The sequence below is a fragment of the Alkalilimnicola sp. S0819 genome (assembly GCF_009295635.1).
Lineage (GTDB): Bacteria > Pseudomonadota > Gammaproteobacteria > Nitrococcales > WHIW01 > S0819.
Window position 1 is genome coordinate 1 of record NZ_WHIW01000010.1, and the last position, 15509, is coordinate 15509.

General features: G+C 66.0%; 15 protein-coding genes. 12 read left to right on the plus strand and 3 right to left on the minus strand.

All coding sequences use genetic code 11. The features are described 5' to 3' along the window. Nucleotides 1-542: VOC family protein (locus tag GBG68_RS09445; protein ID WP_193222289.1), on the plus strand; the 542-nt coding region annotated here is incomplete at its 5' end. A gap of 85 nt (nucleotides 543-627) precedes the next feature. Here GBG68_RS09445 and GBG68_RS09450 read toward each other — a convergent pair. The 3 genes from GBG68_RS09450 to GBG68_RS09460 form a co-directional block, all read right to left on the minus strand. Then, nucleotides 628-1110 (minus strand): hypothetical protein, encoded by a 483-nt coding sequence (locus GBG68_RS09450; RefSeq protein ID WP_152146703.1) that lies wholly within the window; start codon nucleotides 1108-1110, stop codon nucleotides 628-630. Nucleotides 1111-1399: 289 nt separating this feature from the next. Further along, nucleotides 1400-2965: a sulfatase gene (locus GBG68_RS09455; protein ID WP_152146704.1), complete on the minus strand. Its 1566-nt coding sequence runs from the start codon at nucleotides 2963-2965 to the stop codon at nucleotides 1400-1402. Then, on the minus strand, nucleotides 2962-3504 hold the full coding sequence (locus GBG68_RS09460) for a MarR family winged helix-turn-helix transcriptional regulator (RefSeq protein ID WP_152146705.1): 543 nt from the start codon (nucleotides 3502-3504) through the stop codon (nucleotides 2962-2964). Before GBG68_RS09460 ends, GBG68_RS09455 begins: the two co-directional genes overlap by 4 nt. Before the next feature lie 132 nt (nucleotides 3505-3636). On the opposite strand from GBG68_RS09460, the gene GBG68_RS09465 reads away from it, so the two are divergent. From GBG68_RS09465 to GBG68_RS09515, 11 genes are all read left to right on the plus strand, one after another. Beyond that, nucleotides 3637-4647: a TAXI family TRAP transporter solute-binding subunit gene (locus tag GBG68_RS09465; protein WP_152146706.1), complete on the plus strand. Its 1011-nt coding sequence runs from the start codon at nucleotides 3637-3639 to the stop codon at nucleotides 4645-4647. Between the two features lie 69 nt (nucleotides 4648-4716). Then, complete coding sequence (locus tag GBG68_RS09470; protein ID WP_152146707.1) at nucleotides 4717-6699, plus strand: TRAP transporter permease; 1983 nt, start codon at nucleotides 4717-4719, stop codon at nucleotides 6697-6699. 79 nt (nucleotides 6700-6778) lie between these two features. Next, on the plus strand, nucleotides 6779-7354 hold the full coding sequence (locus GBG68_RS09475) for an antibiotic biosynthesis monooxygenase (protein ID WP_152146708.1): 576 nt from the start codon (nucleotides 6779-6781) through the stop codon (nucleotides 7352-7354). A 162-nt stretch (nucleotides 7355-7516) separates the two neighbouring features. Then, a complete protein-coding gene (locus GBG68_RS09480) occupies nucleotides 7517-9148 on the plus strand; it encodes a methyl-accepting chemotaxis protein (protein WP_152146709.1) in 1632 nt (543 codons plus the stop codon). Between the two features lie 525 nt (nucleotides 9149-9673). Next, complete coding sequence (locus GBG68_RS09485; RefSeq protein WP_152146710.1) at nucleotides 9674-10024, plus strand: 2Fe-2S iron-sulfur cluster-binding protein; 351 nt, start codon at nucleotides 9674-9676, stop codon at nucleotides 10022-10024. Nucleotides 10025-10088: 64 nt separating this feature from the next. Beyond that, on the plus strand, nucleotides 10089-11042 hold the full coding sequence (locus tag GBG68_RS09490; protein WP_152146711.1) for a catechol 2,3-dioxygenase: 954 nt from the start codon (nucleotides 10089-10091) through the stop codon (nucleotides 11040-11042). Between the two features lie 211 nt (nucleotides 11043-11253). Further along, complete coding sequence (locus GBG68_RS09495) at nucleotides 11254-12474, plus strand: MFS transporter (protein ID WP_193222290.1); 1221 nt, start codon at nucleotides 11254-11256, stop codon at nucleotides 12472-12474. A 23-nt stretch (nucleotides 12475-12497) separates the two neighbouring features. Beyond that, on the plus strand, nucleotides 12498-13328 hold the full coding sequence (locus GBG68_RS09500; RefSeq protein ID WP_152146713.1) for an alpha/beta fold hydrolase: 831 nt from the start codon (nucleotides 12498-12500) through the stop codon (nucleotides 13326-13328). Between the two features lie 14 nt (nucleotides 13329-13342). Further along, nucleotides 13343-14311: a ketopantoate reductase family protein gene (locus GBG68_RS09505; RefSeq protein ID WP_226801757.1), complete on the plus strand. Its 969-nt coding sequence runs from the start codon at nucleotides 13343-13345 to the stop codon at nucleotides 14309-14311. A 216-nt stretch (nucleotides 14312-14527) separates the two neighbouring features. Next, nucleotides 14528-14959, plus strand: coding sequence for a RidA family protein (locus GBG68_RS09510; protein WP_152146714.1), 432 nt, complete (start codon nucleotides 14528-14530; stop codon nucleotides 14957-14959). A 10-nt stretch (nucleotides 14960-14969) separates the two neighbouring features. Continuing rightward, a complete protein-coding gene (locus GBG68_RS09515) occupies nucleotides 14970-15503 on the plus strand; it encodes a 3-hydroxyanthranilate 3,4-dioxygenase (RefSeq protein ID WP_152146715.1) in 534 nt (177 codons plus the stop codon). Nucleotides 15504-15509: the final 6 nt, after the last annotated feature.

Below are 15509 nucleotides of genomic sequence, written 5' to 3' on the forward strand. Positions count from 1 at the left end.
ATGGTCTGAAGGGGGCGGGGGCGCACTGGCTGGATCATTGCCTGCTGATGTGCGAGCTGGACCCGGAGCAGGGGGTCAACAAGGTCGAGGAGAACCATGTGTTCTTCCGCGACATCCTGGGTTTCCGTCTGACCGAGCAGTTGATGGTGGGCCCGGGGCACCAGGTGCGTGCGGCGGCGTTCATGACCTGCACCACCACGCCCCATGACATCGCCTTCGTGGGCGGGCCGAAGATGGGCCTGCACCATCTCTCCTTCTACCTGGACGAGTGGGCGGACGTGCTGAAGGCGGCGGACGTGATGGGCAAGAACAAGGTCAAGATCGATGTCACGCCGCAGCGCCACGGCATTACCCGGGGTGCGACGATCTACTTCTTCGACCCCTCGGGCAACCGCAACGAGACCTTCGCGGGCCTCGGCTACGCGGCCTATCCCGATATGCCGGTGATCACCTGGACCGAGGACAACATCGGCTCGGCGATCTTCTACCACACCGGGGAGCTCAACGAGGCCTTCACCTCGGTGTACACCGAAGGGGTCTAAGCTTCCGGGAGGCGTGGCGGGGTCGACGACTCCGCCAGGCGAGAACGCACGGCGCTGGTGCGCCGTGCGTTTTTTCAGCTCTGCCTTAGAACTGCGTCCTGAGGTTGAGGCTGAGGCCCGTGACCTTGTCGTTCAGCCCGGCGACGGGGTTTTTCTCGAGTCGACCGGCAGTGGCCCACACGGTGGTGGACGGGCTGAGTCGGTAGTGCGCCTGCAGATCCACGAAACCGCTGCGCTCATCGTCCGTGCCGTTGTCGAAGCGGATGCTTCCCAGAGCTCCTAACCCGTCCCGGTCATCGTCGTTGTCGGCCAGTTGGCCTTCCAGGCGCTTGTTCAGCAGCGCAACGACCACCGTCTTGCCGAAGCGGCGCGACAGGCTGATTCGATCGCGCCGATCGTCCGAGGCGTGAAAGCCGTAGGCGAAGCTGGCCCGCTGCCGCCCGGCGCGGACGATCCAGCCGGCGATCGGGGCCTGAACGAAACCGTAGTCCAGGCTGACCGTGTCCGCCCCGTCGGGCGAATAAACGCCACCTTGGCCGGAGGCATCCCCTTGCCAATTGCGGTCCATCAGAGCGATGCGCGTGTGTACCTGGACGCCGTCATCGTTGCGAAAGTGCGCCCGCAAGCGCAGCCGAGAATCGTAACCGCGGCTGCGCGCGCCGCCGTCGTGTTCGTCCAGATGAAAGCCCCGGCTGTCGAAGTCACCGCCGAAGTCGACTTCGGCCTGGGCCGCGGTGCCGGCGAGCAGCGCCGCCAGCGCCAGGGTGGAAAATCCGTTCTTCCTGTGGGGATCCCCTCCAGAGGTATCGTTGTGGTGAGTTATGCAACGGAGCGATGGGTGCTTGTGATCAGGGCCTTCAGCCCGCCCGCACCGAAGCGGGAGACCAGCTCTGGTGCTCGATCAGGCTCTCCAGCAGCTGCTCCGTGAGCTGCTTCCGGGTGTTGTCATAGGCGGGGTCGTCCCAGCGATTGACGGTCTCGTGCGGGTCTTCCTGCAGATCGAACAGCTCCGAGATGCCGGCGGGCCGCGTCAGGCTCAGGCGGTAACGCTCGGTGACCAGCGTGCGCACGCGTTGAAAATCATCGAAGCCGGGTGCTATACGTTCGCGATCATCCTCGATGAGCACCGAGTCGCGCGGCAGGCCGGCCTGGCCCAGCCCCGGCAGTGCTCTGCCCTGCAGGCCCCGATAGGCCTCGACGCCCGCTCGCGCGAGTATTGACGCGGTGATGTCGATGCTGGACACAGGCGCTTCGATGCATTGGGCCGCCACGGGACGTTGTGGGTCGTGCCAGATCAACGGCGTTCGGATGAGGCCCTGGTAGTGCATCGGCCCCTTGAGCATCAGGCCGTGATCTCCCATGTAGTCGCCGTGGTCCGACATGAAGATCAGCACCGTGTTGTCGTCCAGCTCCTGCTGCTTTAGTGCCGCCAGCACGCGACCGATCTGGTCATCGATCATGCTGATGGAGCCGTAGGTGAGCGCGATCGCCTCCCGCGCCTCGCGTGCCGTGACCGCGAATGGGCGGTGCAGCGGGCCGAAGCGGAAGCGGCCGTCCTGCGCCAGTTCTTCGCGCAGATGCCGAAGCACCGGCGAGTCGCCCAGGCCGAAGGAGGCGGGCGTGTCTATGTCCGCCGGGTCATACATGTCCCAATACTTGCCGGGCGGGGTGAACGGGTGGTGCGGGTCGGGAAAGGAGCACTGCAGAAAGAAGGGCCGCGCGTCCTCCCGCCAGCCCTCCACAAAGGCGATGGCCTCATCGGCCACCCAGTGGCTGGGGTAGAGCGTTTCGGGCAGCGGCGTACGCCAGGCTTGGGGGGTGTTGATGCGCGGATCGGGAATGGCTTGCGCCTGGCCGCGGCGCGTCGCCCACTCCGGATGCTCGCTGGCTAACCAGCGCGCGTAGTCGCCGCCCACTTCGTCGCCGTGATCGGTGCACAGGCGCACGTGCTCGAATCCGTAGTAGGGGGTCTGGACGCGATGCGTCGGCTGGTCGCGCCAGAGACGCAGGGCCTCGTTCAGGTAGGGTTCCTGCTCGAAATCCCAGCGCTCGGCATCGGCCAGCGCTGCCGTGCCGGGGCGTCGCCCCGGCGGCACCTCGGTCATGTTCTGCAGGTGCGCCTTGCCGGTGAGCCCGGTGCGGTAACCCGCCGCGGCCAGTTGCTCGACGAAGGTGCGGCGGTTGGTGGGCAGGGGGATGCCGTTGGCGCGCACGCCGTGCGCCGTGGGCATGCGCCCGGTCATGAGTGAGGAGCGGTTGGGCATGCATACCGGATTGGTGACATAGCTCCGGTTGTAGCGTGTGCCGCTGGCTGCCAGGCTGTCGATGTGCGGGGTGCGCAGTACCGTGTTGCCATAGCAGCCGAGATGATCGGCCCGTTGCTGGTCGGTCATGAACAGAATGAAGTTGGGTTGCGCGCTCATGCGTCCTCCGGGTGAGACGGGGGGGTGCCGAGGGGCTCGGGGAAGCGGCCCTGCTCGCCGTCTCGGCGCAAGCGTTCGGCTTCATCGAAAAGCTTTTGCAGGATGGGCCACACCATTTTCTGCTCGGCCTCGTTCAGGCAGTCCATCAACTGGTTTTGCCGGGCACTCATCACCGGGCGGATGGCTTGCGCCGTCTCTCGGCCGCTGGCCGTGAGGTAGACCACGCGCAGGCGCCGATCTTGCTCGTCGATGTGCTGGGTGACCAGGCCGCGCTGGGCCAGGCTCGCCAAGGCGCGTGCCGTTTGCCCCTTGTCCAGGGAGGCGTAGGCAGAGATGTCTCGGGTAGACATCCCGTCGTCGTCCCCCAGCACCGCCAGCACACGGTGTTCCGCCAGGTTCAGCCCGAAGTGACTGCGCACATAGTTCAGGGTGTGCTCGGAGAGCGTGCGCGATAGCCGCGCGAACCAGAACGAGAAGCGGCGCTGCGGCGGGACGGCCTGGGCGTTGTGGTGGGGCTTGGCGCGAGCCGCGCGTTTCATTGAGCACCTGCTTTCGTTGTTTTGACAACGTTGACATTGCAACGATGATGCGACAATGTCAACTCGGTCAGACGAGGCTATGGCCGGAAACAAAAGAGTCAGGCGGCTGTCAGGTCGCGGAGGAGGAGAGTCATGTTACGCAGGTTGCTTGCAGCGGCCTTGGGGACGCTGCTGCTGTTCGGTACAGCTCAGGCCGAGATCTACAAGGCGGAGACCATGAATCCGGGCAATGCGCCCCACGCCTTGATGGTGAAGATGGGGGCCCTGGCCGGACGAGAGGCCGGCATCCGCATTCAGGTCAATGACGGTCAGACGCTGAGCAGCGCCACGTTGAAGTTGGCCAGCGGTCGAATCGACTTCGCCACGGTGCCGCCGCCGGTCTATCAGTTCATGAGCCAGGGCCAGGCGATGTTCGCCGAACTGGGCGAGCGGGCGATCGCGGCGTCGAAGAACCTGCGGGCGGTACACTCCTTTCTCGGTGGCGCTTTTCACCCGATCGTCTACGCCGATTCCGGCATCGCTTCCTTCGAAGATCTGCGGGGCAAGACCGTCTTTACCGGGCCGCCCTCGGGCGGCGCCAGCCGTCAGATCGAGGACTTTCTGGAGATCGTCGCCGGACTCAAGGCCGGTGAGGACTACGAGGCGGTGCGCATGGGCTGGGGTGCGGGGCTGCAGGCAATGATGGACGGCGCCCTCGATGCCATGTTCAGTGCCTCCTCCATCGGTTCGGCCAATATCGAGCAGTTGGGCCTGACGCGCGACATCCGCCTGCTGGGCTTGAGCCAGGCGCAGATCGACAGCGGCCGTTTTGATGGCTTCCTGTCGGTGCCGGGGCGGGCCTTCGATCTGATCGAGCCGGGCACCTACAGCGGCCAGGTCAACGAGGAAGCGGTGACGGTGCCCATGTTCGTGATGATTTCCGCCACCCGTGCGGGCATCGATGCCGATGTGGTCTATCAGGTGACGCGGGCGCAGTGGGAGCATATCGACGAAGTCCAGGCGACCAGCAAATCGCTGGCGCGGGTGTCACTGGATAACGCGTTTCAGGCGCTGAACATGCCTTTGCATGTGGGCGCCTACCGTTACTACATCGAGCAGGGCATCAGCGTGCCCGAGCGTCTGCGTCCGCCGGAAGCGAAATAAGTCCCCGGTGACGGAGCGGCGCCGAGTGGTGGCCGCTCCCGATCCGTGCTGTTCAAGGGGGGAGCGCATATGAGCAACGAACATCAGGCGGAAAAGTGGTCGGCCCGCCGTAGGCTGCTGGCCGGCTTGCTGGCGCTGGCCATGGCGCTATTCGGTCTGGCGAATGCCCTGCCGACCTATGGTGGCCTGTTACCTCGGATCGGCCCGTTTCAGACCGAACTGCTTAGGGCGGTGATGTTCGCCGCCGCCGTGCTGATCGTCTTGCTGCTGAAGCCCTTCAGTGTGCACTGGCGCGGGCGTCGTTTCGGTTTCGCCGCCGGGCTGTTGCTCGATGGGGCGCTGGCGGTCACGGCGCTGGTCACCCTGTGGCAGTTCTACCAGGTCATGGCGCGCCTCAATACCGGCCTGTTCTTCTTCGAGACGCACCATGCCTGGACCGCGCTGGCCGGTGCGGCGGTGTTCATCATCCTGTGCTGGCGGGAGTGGGGCGCGGCGCTGCCGCTGTTCGCCCTGCTCTGCCTGCTCTACCTGCTCACCGGCCAATACTGGCCAGGGCCCCTGCAAACGGCGCCGCTGGACTTTCTCTCCGACGTGCCCGGTGACCTGTGGTTCAATCTCGGCAAGGGCATACTCGGCACCATCGCCGGCATCATCCTGCTGACCGTGTTCCCGTTCATCCTGCTGGGCGGCATGCTGGAAGGCACCGGCGCCGGCATGTCCCTGATCAAGGCGTCCTACAACCTCATGCGCCGGTTCCGCGGCGGCCCGGCCCATGCCGCCATCGCCGCCTCGTCCCTGTTCGGCGCCATGAGTGGTGGTGCCGTGGCCAATGTGGTGGGCACCGGTGTGCTGACCATTCCCGCGATCGTACGCCGCGGCTTCAAGCCGAGCTTCGCCGGCGGCGTGGAGGCCAGCGCCTCGGCCGGCGGCCAGCTGATGCCGCCGATCATGGGCGCGGCTGCCCTGGTAATGGCGGATTTCACCGGCGTTTCCTATCTGACGATCATCGTCGCGGCGCTGCTACCGGCGCTGGCGTACTACGCCAGCCTCTTCATTGCGGTGATGTTCGAGGCGCGCAAGCTGGGCGTGGAGGTGGCCGATGCGGGCGAGCTGGACCGGCAGATGCGGATGGCACCGCAGGACTGGGTCAATCTGGTGCTCGTCGTGCTGCCCGTGGCGGCCCTCATCGCAGCCCTGCTGAAAGGCATGTCGGCGGCCGGTGCCGGCATCACGGCGCTGCTGGTTCTGGTCGCGGCCAGTCCGCTGAACCCGGCGATACGCCGTCAGCCCTGGCGCCTGCTGGCCGCCCTGGCCGAGGGTGGTTGCAACTTCGCCAAGCTGCTGTTGGCGGTGGGCGTGATCGGCGTGATTACCGCCGTATTGGGCACCACCAACCTGCCGGGTCAGGTGGCGCAGCTGATCGGCGGCGCGGCGGACCAGATGCTGCTGCTGACGCTGATCATGGCCGCCTTCGCTTCTTTGCTGCTGGGCATGGGGATGCCGACGCTGCCGGCCTATCTGACCATCATCCTGATCCTCGGGCCGTCTCTGCAGTCCTTCGGTCTGGCCGCGCTTACCGCCCATATGTTCGTCTTCTACTACGGCGTCGCCTCGAACATCACGCCCCCCGTGGCGCTGGCCTCTTATGCGGCGGCGGCGATAGCCCGTGCATCGCCCTTCGCCACCGCCGTCACCGCAACCCGTATCGGCGCGGTGGTCTTCGTCATACCCTTCATGTTCGCCTTCAATCCCGAGCTGCTGATCGTTGGCGAGGCCGGGGGGGAGGCGAGTGCGTGGGAGTTGGTGGCGGTTATCCTGCGCACCCTTGGGCTGATCTACCTGTTGTCCAGTGCGGCCACTGCCTACGATGTGCGCCCTCTCGCCGGGCCCGAACGGCTACTCCGGGTGGTGCTGGCCCTGGCGCTGATCACGCCGCTGGCCTGGCTGCACTGGTCTGCCTGGCTGACCGGCCTGGCCTGCCTGTTGCTCCACCGCCTGAGTGGGCACCGCGCCGGGCGGCGCAAGCCCTCCCTGGAGCCGGGGGAATCCTGACCGGCCGGGTCGCCATCGCGATTCCGCCCGCGCCGCTGCGCGACTACCATGGGAGGTAGCGAACCACGGGAGGAGCGATATGCCCACACGGAAGATTCACGCGGGTGATGAAGGCCCGATCACGGTGGCGGTGTCGCGCAAGGTGCGGCCCGGCCGGGAGGCGGAGTACGAGGACTGGGTGAAAGGGGTGACTGACGCGGCCCTGGAATTCCCGGGGCACCTGGGGGTGAATGTGCTGCGCCCCGGTCCCAGCACCGACAACGAATACGTGATCATCTACCGCTTCGACAGCTACGCCCATGCCCGCGCCTGGGACGAGTCCGCCGAGCGGGCCGAATTCACCGCTCGGCTGGAGCCGCTGGTGGAAGGTGACACCAAGGTGAAACGGGTCACGGGGCTGGAATTCTGGTTCGATCTACCCACGGTGCCCGCGGGTGCCAAGCCGCCCTCCAAGCACAAGATGGCGCTGGTGCTGGCCGTGGTGGTGTTCACCATGTTGTTGCTGCTGAACCTGCTCTTCAACCAGATCCCGCTGCTGGCGCGCATGCACTGGATACCGCGGCTGGCGGTCGTGGTGGTGTTGCAGATCGGCCTGCTTACTTATCTGGTCATGCCCCAGGTGACCAGGCTGCTCAAACCCTGGCTCTACAGATAGTGTGGAATGCATCACGCTTTGCGATTAAGCGAGCGACCCGCTCTACTCCGTTGGGGGGCGTTACTCTACAGTTTTCCCGTTCGCGGCCGATCCACACAGTAACCGGCGAGTAGATCGGTTGGTTGTCGCCTATGGGGTTTCATCAAGCAAGGGGTGTGTGTCGTGCTGCACCGACTCACCGGTAGTATCCGCAACAAGCTTCTTCTTCTCACTGGTCTGGCCACCACGCTGTTGTTGCTGGCCGTGACCTTCGGCATGTTCCAGCTCTGGTCCGGCGTGGCCGCCTATGAGCAACTCCAGCGAACCGGCGTGGCCAACGAGCGCCAGATCATGGAGATGCGCATCGGTTTCGTGCAGCAGATCGAGGCCTGGAAGAACCTGCTGTTGCGCGGTGGCGAGTCGCGACAGAAGGACCAGTACTGGGCCCGATTCCAGGAGAACGAGGAAGAGGTGCGCGAGGTCGGCGCGCATCTTCTCGGCGCCTTGGAGGACGAGGGCCTGAAGAAGAGTCTTGCCGCGTTCCTTGCCTCCCATGAGCAGATGGGCGGCACTTATCGTGAAGCCCTCCAGGCCTTCGAGTCCTCCGGTGGGGATGCGTCCACGGGGGATATGTGGGCCGAGGGCGCCTCCCTGGGGCCGGACCAGTTGCTCACGGGGCTGGCTGAGGAGATCGCCGTGCGCACCCAGACCGCGAGCGATCGCACGGCGGCGGCCGCACTGCGCAGCCTGCAGATCAGTGTGGGTCTGATCGTGGTGACCCTTGTTCTCGCGTTCGGGGTGTTCCTGTGGTTCCTGCAGCGCTCGGTGCTTCGGCCAGCCTCGGCCCTGGTCACGGACTTGCGTACCTTGGCAGGGGGTGATTTCACGGCAGATATACAGATTTATGGCAATGATGAATTGGCCGAGATCGCCACCCGGGTGAAGGAAGTCCAGCAGCGCCTGGGAGCGGTGATCCGCGAGATCACCCGTGCCTCGGCGCAGATGCAGGACGCCGCCGCGCAACTCAGTGCCGTGTCGGAGCAGACGCGGCGCAGCATGAAGGCCCAGCAGGCGAGCAGCGGCGAGACCGCCGCCGCTATGGAAGAAATGAGTGCTACCACTCACGAGGTGGCGCGCAACACCTCCCAGGCCGCCGACCAGGCCGGCGAGGCCGATCAACAGACGCGGGACGGTGAACGTCTGGCCTCCACCGCCGCGGAATCCATCGAGCGGCTCTCCGAACAGCTCTCGCAGGCGGGCGCCGCCATGGAACGCCTGGAGAACGACAGCCAGCAGATGGCGGTGGTGCTGGAGGTGATCAACGGGGTGGCGGAGCAGACCAATCTGCTGGCGCTCAACGCCGCCATCGAGGCGGCGCGCGCCGGGGAGCAGGGCCGGGGTTTCGCCGTGGTCGCCGACGAGGTGCGCTCGCTGGCCCAGCGGACCCAGGAATCCACCCAGGAGATCAGCGCGATCATCGAGCGCTTGCAAGAGGCGGCCACCGAAACCAGCGGCGTGCTCAATACCAGCCGCGAAGGGGCCTCGGACGCGGTGGAGCAGGCCCGCGCCGCCGGCCAGGCCCTGGCCGGAATCGCCCGCGCCGTGATGGCGATCCGCGACATGAACACCCAGATAGCCAGCGCCGCCGAGCAGCAGAATGCCACCGCCGAGGAGATGAACCAGAACCTCAACCGGATCAGCAAGGCCGCGGACGAATCCGCCACCGGCGCCGATCAGACCTCCACGGCCGGCGAGCAGATCAACGGTCTGGCCCAGGAACTCGCCCAACAGGTAGCTGCTTTCAAGGTGCGTTGATGGGGCGTCGGTGCCTCCCCATTGTCCTCCTGTGGGAGCGGCCTGGGCCCTGAGCGGCCCGAACCGGACATGGATGGGTGGCGGCCCAGGCCGCCCAATCAGAAGGTGGCCCGCGAGCCGGCCACCTTCATTAATGGAAGCCTCATCCGGGCCTGTGACCCTCCAGCGCACGAAGCGCCGGCGGCCCCAGCGAACGCTCAGGGCCTCGCCCCGATACCGGCAGCGCCTGCCCTCCGCGCAGGCCCGTTCTCCGTCTTTCCCTGTTCCCGTTAAACCGCGATGCGCCAGGAAAACGGTTTTACCTGTAGTCGATCAGCCGTTCCCGCGGCATGTTCACGATGTTGGTCATGGCGGTGCCTTCCCCAATCGGCTCCGTCCGTCGATGGAGGTGGGTGGCAGTGACGCAAAAGATGCTGCATATTTAGTGACAGAGATCCTTAATATCGGTTTTTTGGTAACATATCGAGAGCGCATGGGCTTGGCGATGTTCGCAGGCGCTGCCCGTGACGTGAGGAGGGTTCCCGTGTGGAGCGGCGTGAGGTGACGATACTGGATACCGGTGAGCGCTACCCCTGCGCCGGCGGTCGGCACATTCTGGGTGCCATGGCCTCGCTGGGCCGCAAGGGCATCCCCTCGGGCTGCCACGGCGGGGGTTGCGGGGTGTGCAAGGTGCGCATCGTCTCCGGCGAGTGCAGCACCCTCGCCATGTGCCGCTCCCACGTGAGCGTGGACGAGCAGGCCCAGGGCTATGTGCTGGCCTGCCGCGCCTTTCCTCAAACCGATGTATCCCTGGAAGTGGTGGGCGGCATGCGCAAGGCGATGCTGAAGCATGGCGCCAACGCCAGCACTCAGCGGAAGAAATACGGTTTCGTTTAAGCATCCAGGATTTGTACACACCCGGTCCCACGAGGCTGGATCTAGAGCCAGGAGGAGAACGACAATGGGCGTTATGCGCATAGGTCACATCAATCTGCGTGTGCTGGACATGAAGGCGGCGCGGCATCATTACGAGAACGTGCTGGGGCTGCTGCCCACCGATGTGGACTCGGCCGGCAATGTGTACCTGAAGGGCTGGGACGAGTGGGACAAGTACTGTCTGGTTCTGACCGAGTCGGATCGTGCGGGCATGAACCACATGGCCTTCAAGGTGGAGAGCGAGGCGGATCTGGACGCGATCAAGGCGAAGCTGGAAGCGGCGAGCCATCCGGTGGAGGATTTGGCGGCGGGTGAGCTGCCCTTCTGCGGCCGCAGCCTGCGTTTTCACATCCCCAGCGGGCACCAGATGTACCTGTATGCCGAGAAGGAGTTCGTCGGCAAGTCGGTGGGCACGGAGAACCCGGAGCCCTGGCCGGATGGTCTGAAGGGGGCGGGGGCGCACTGGCTGGATCATTGCCTGCTGATGTGCGAGCTGGACCCGGAGCAGGGGGTCAACAAGGTCGAAGAGAACCACGTGTTCTTCCGCGACATCCTGGGTTTCCGTCTGACCGAGCAGCTGATGGTGGGCCCGGGGCACCAGGTGCGTGCGGCGGCGTTCATGACCTGCACCACCACGCCCCATGACATCGCCTTCGTGGGCGGGCCGGAGATGGGGCTGCACCATATCTCCTTCTACCTGGACGAGTGGGCGGACGTGCTGAAGGCGGCGGACGTGATGGGCAAGAACAAGGTGAAGATCGACGTCACCCCGCAGCGCCACGGCATTACCCGGGGTGCGACGATCTACTTCTTCGACCCCTCGGGCAACCGCAACGAGACCTTCGCGGGGCTCGGCTACGCGGCTTATCCCGACATGCCGGTGATCACCTGGACCGAGGACAACATCGGTTCGGCGATCTTCTACCACACCGGCGAGCTCAACGAGGCCTTCACCTCGGTGTACACCGAAGGCGTTTAACGGCCTTGGCATGGGGCGCGGGTTTCCGCGCCCCATGACTTCCGAATTGCACGGACCATGGCGGCAAAGGCCGCGTAGCCCGGGGGGAGCCGAAGGCGGGAACCCGGGGTCTCGTTTTGATCGGGGAATCCTCGATTCCACTGCGTTTCATCGCGGCTACGGGGGTCTTTGCGCCTGCGGGCCGTGTTTCCGTTTATTGGGGGGTAGCGCCATGGCCGTGGCGTCCGAGAACGCATCCCGCCTGATCGCGATTCTGGTCGCGCTGAGCGCCGGCATACTGCTGGCCGCCCAGGTGGGCAAACTGCCCAGTTCCCTGCCCGTCTTGCAATCCGACCTGGGCCTGAGCCTGGTGCAGGCGGGCTGGGTGTCCAGCGCCATCAATGCCGTGACCGCCCTGCTGGGCCTGGTCAGTGGCCTGCTGGCCGCGCGCCGCGGCACCCGCACCGCCCTGCTCGCGGGGCTCTTCATTGCCGTGCTCGGCGGCGCGTTGGGGGCGCTCAGCGTCAACGGCAGCCTGCTGCTGGGCAGTCGGGTGCTGGAAGGCGTGGGTTTCGTGCTGGTGGTGGTGGCCGCGCCCTCCATCATCGCCGCCTCCGCCACCCCCGCAGGGCGCGGTGGCTGGCTGGCGGTCTGGGGCTGCTACATGCCCCTGGGCGTGAGCGCCATGCTGCTGCTCAGTCCCGTGCTGATCGGCGCCGGTGGCTGGCGCCTGCTGTGGTGGGTCAACGTCGCCCTGCTGGGCGCCTTGCTGTTGCTCGCCCTGCTGCTGCGTGCCCACCTGCCCCAAGCCCGCGCCCCCGGCGGCCGGCCCCTGCGCGCCCAGCTGCGTCATGCCGTGCGGCTGCGCGGGCCCGTCCTCATGGGCCTGGCTTTCGGGGCCTACTCGGCCCAGTGGTTCATGATCATCACCTGGCTGCCGTCCTTCGGTGTCTCGCACATGGGCTTGGCGCTGCATCAGGCCGGCTGGCTCGCGGCATTGGCCACCTTCGCCAATGTGGTGGGCTGCCTGGCCGCCGCGCCGCTGTCGCGCCGCGGCGTGCCGCGCTGGGTGGTGGCCCTGGGCGTGCAGTTGCTCATGGGTCTGACCGGCCTGATTGTCTTCACGGCGGCCCTGGAACCGAGCCTGCGCCTGGTGATGGCGGTGCTGGGCTGCGGGCTGGGTGGTCTGCTGCCGGCGACCCTGTTCATCGGCGTGCCCCAGCTGGTGGAGCGCCGCGAGGACGTGGGCATGGGCAACGGCCTCATCACCCAGGGGGCGAACATCGGCATTCTGCTGGGCCCGCCGGCCATTGCCGCGGTGGTGGCCCATCTGGGCGGCTGGGACGCCGGCCGCTGGCTCTTCGTCGTGCTGGCCGCGCTGGGCGTGATGGTGGCGCTGGCCCTGCGCGCCCATGAACAGACTTTGAAGGCGGCCGCGCCCAGCGCGGCCTGACATCGACCCAGGGAGTAAGACCCATGAGCGAGAATCCGGAAATCGGCAAGCGCATTCGCACCGGTACCTTCGAGACCAACTACCATGACCAGGGCGAGGGCAGCCCGGTGATGCTCATCCACGGCTCCGGGCCCGGCGTGACGGCCTGGGCCAACTGGCGGCTGGTGATCCCGAAGCTCGCCGAGCACTTCCGGGTGGTGGCACCCGATATGGTGGGCTTCGGTTACACCGAACGCCCCGAAGGCTGGGACTACAATATGGACAGCTGGGTGCGCCATGCGCTGGATTTCATGGATGCCCTGGAACTGCCCCAGGTGGATCTGGTGGGCAATTCCTATGGCGGGGCGCTCGCCCTGGCGCTCACCGCGCGTCACCCGGAGCGGGTGCGGCGCTTGATCCTGATGGGCAGCGTGGGCGTGCCCTTCCAGATCACCCCCGAGCTGGACGCGGTCTGGGGCTATACCCCGTCCGTGGAGAACATGGGCGAGATGATGCGCACCTTCGCCTACGACACCAGCCTGCTCAGCGAGGAACTGGCGAGGATGCGTTACGAGGCGAGCATACGCCCGGGCGTGCAGGAGGCCTACGCGGCCATGTTCCCCGCGCCGCGCCAGCGCTGGGTGGATGCCATGGTCACCCCCGAGGAGCAGATCCGCGCCATCCGTCAGCACACCCTGATGGTGCATGGCCGGGATGATCGGGTGATACCGCTGGAGACCTCGCTGAAGCTGCATCAGCTGATCGAACGCTCCCAGCTGCACGTGTTCGGCCAGTGCGGTCACTGGACCCAGATCGAGCACAATGCCCGCTTCTGCAAGCTGGCCACGGATTTCTTCCTGGAGCGCGACGCCTGAGCGGAGCGGGGCCCATGATGCGCATTGCCATGATCGGCGCCGGCGGCATAGGCGCCTACTACGGTGCGAAGCTCCAGCGGGCCGGCCATGAGCTGCTGTTCATCGCCCGGGGCGCCCAGGCGCAGGCGCTGCGGGAGCGGGGCCTGCGGGTATCGCACCCGGAACTGGCGTTCGACGAGCCGGTGCGGGTCACCGATATGGCCGGGCTGTGCGCCGAGCACAGCCCGGTGGATTTCGACCTGCTGGTGCTGGCGGTCAAGGGCGGCGCCACCGCCGAGCTTGCCGAACAGTTGCGGCACTGGTTCGCCGAGCGCGGCCAGCGCACCGCGGTGCTCTCATTGCAGAACGGTGTGGATAACGAGCCCACCCTGGCCCGGGCGCTGGGGGCGGATTGTGTGCTGGGCGGGTTGGCCATCCGTATCGGCACCCATGTGGTCGAACCGGGGTGCATCGAGGCGGTGGGCCCGGGGCAGGTCACGCTCGGCCCCTGGCCCAATGTCCGCGCGGCGCAAGACGGGCCGGCCCGGCACTTGCTGCCGCGGCTGATCGGGCAATGGGGCGCCGCCGGCATACCCATGCAGGAAAGCGACGATATCCGCCGTGAGCTATGGCGCAAACTGGTGATCAACAACGGCGTGAATCCGCTCTCGGCCATCACCGGCTGGGACAGCCGGCGCATCACCCACGACGAACGCATCGGCCCGATGGTCAAGCGCCTGATGCAGGAAACCGCCGTGGCGGCCGGGGCCGATGGTGTGGTGCTGGACGAGGCGGACGTGGAAGAAATGTTCCGCGTGATCCACGATCTGGACCCCATCAAGACCAGCATGTTGGTGGACCGTGAGCATGGCCGGCCGCTGGAGCTGCAGGGCATCTGCGGCGCGGTGCTGGAGCGCTCGGCAAGCCTGGGCGTCTCGGCCACGGGCACGGAGCTGCTGATGGCCCTGCTGGAAAAAGGCATCTGGTCCGCCAACGCCCTGTAGGAGAGGCTCATGGCCGCGATTTCTCCACCGTCCACGAGGGAGAAGTCACTGCCATGAGCCGCTCCTGCAGGGCGTTGAGCCCCGCCCGTCAGGGATTCCCTGGTGGAATATCAGGAAGCCCAATATTTCATTGGCAGTTCTACCAGCCAGGGCCTATGTTTACCTCAAGTTTCTGATTTGCCGCCCCGGCGGCAATCCAACGCATGAGGTAGCAGCATGAGCGATCAGAACCAGGGCGAAGTCATCGCCGGCAAGGCCAAGCCCCGCGGGCGTTTCCCGCACTACAAGCGAGCCGGGGATTTCATCTTCGTCTCCGGCACCAGTTCTCGTCGCCCGGACAACACTTTCGAGGGCGTTGAAGTGGACGAGTTGGGCACCACCAGCCTCGACATTCGCGCGCAGACCATCGCCGTGCTGGAGAACATTCGTGCCATCCTGGAAGCGGCGGGCTCGTCCCTGGATGACGTGGTGGAAGTCTCCAGCTACCTGGTGAACATGAACGACTTCGGCGGTTACAACCAGGTCTACGGCGAGTACTTCGGCTATGACGGTCCGGCTCGGACCACTGTGGCGGTGCACCAGCTCCCCCATCCGCATCTGCTCATCGAGATCAAGGTCGTGGCCTACGCGCCCCAGTCGCGAGCCTGAGGGAGGGTTCATGCCGAGCATCAGCACTATGAAGGCCTTCAACTTCCAGCAATGGATTGAAGAGCACCGGGATATTCTCAAGCCGCCCGTGGGCAACGCCCAGATCTGGGAAGACGGCGAACTGATGGTCACCGTGGTCGGCGGTCCCAACGAGCGCCTCGATTACCACGACGACCCGGTGGAGGAGTTCTTCTACCAACTGGAAGGCGATATGTACCTGAACGTGATGGACGAGCCGGGCAAGCCGCCACGGCAAGTTCATATCCGCGAGGGCGAAATCTTCCTGCTCCCCGCCCATGTGCGCCATTCGCCTCAGCGACCCGTCCCGGGCAGCATCGGCCTGGTGGTGGAGCCCAAGCGGCCGCCGGGCGCGATGGACGGCTTCGAGTGGTTCTGCCAGGAATGCCACGCCCTGGTGCACCGGGCCGAGGTGGAGCTGCAGAGCATCGTTCGGGATCTGCCGCCGTTGTTCGAGAAGTTCCACAACGATGAAGCCCTGCGCACCTGCCCTGAGTGCGGCGCCATCCACCCCGGTAAGAAGTGAGGTCGA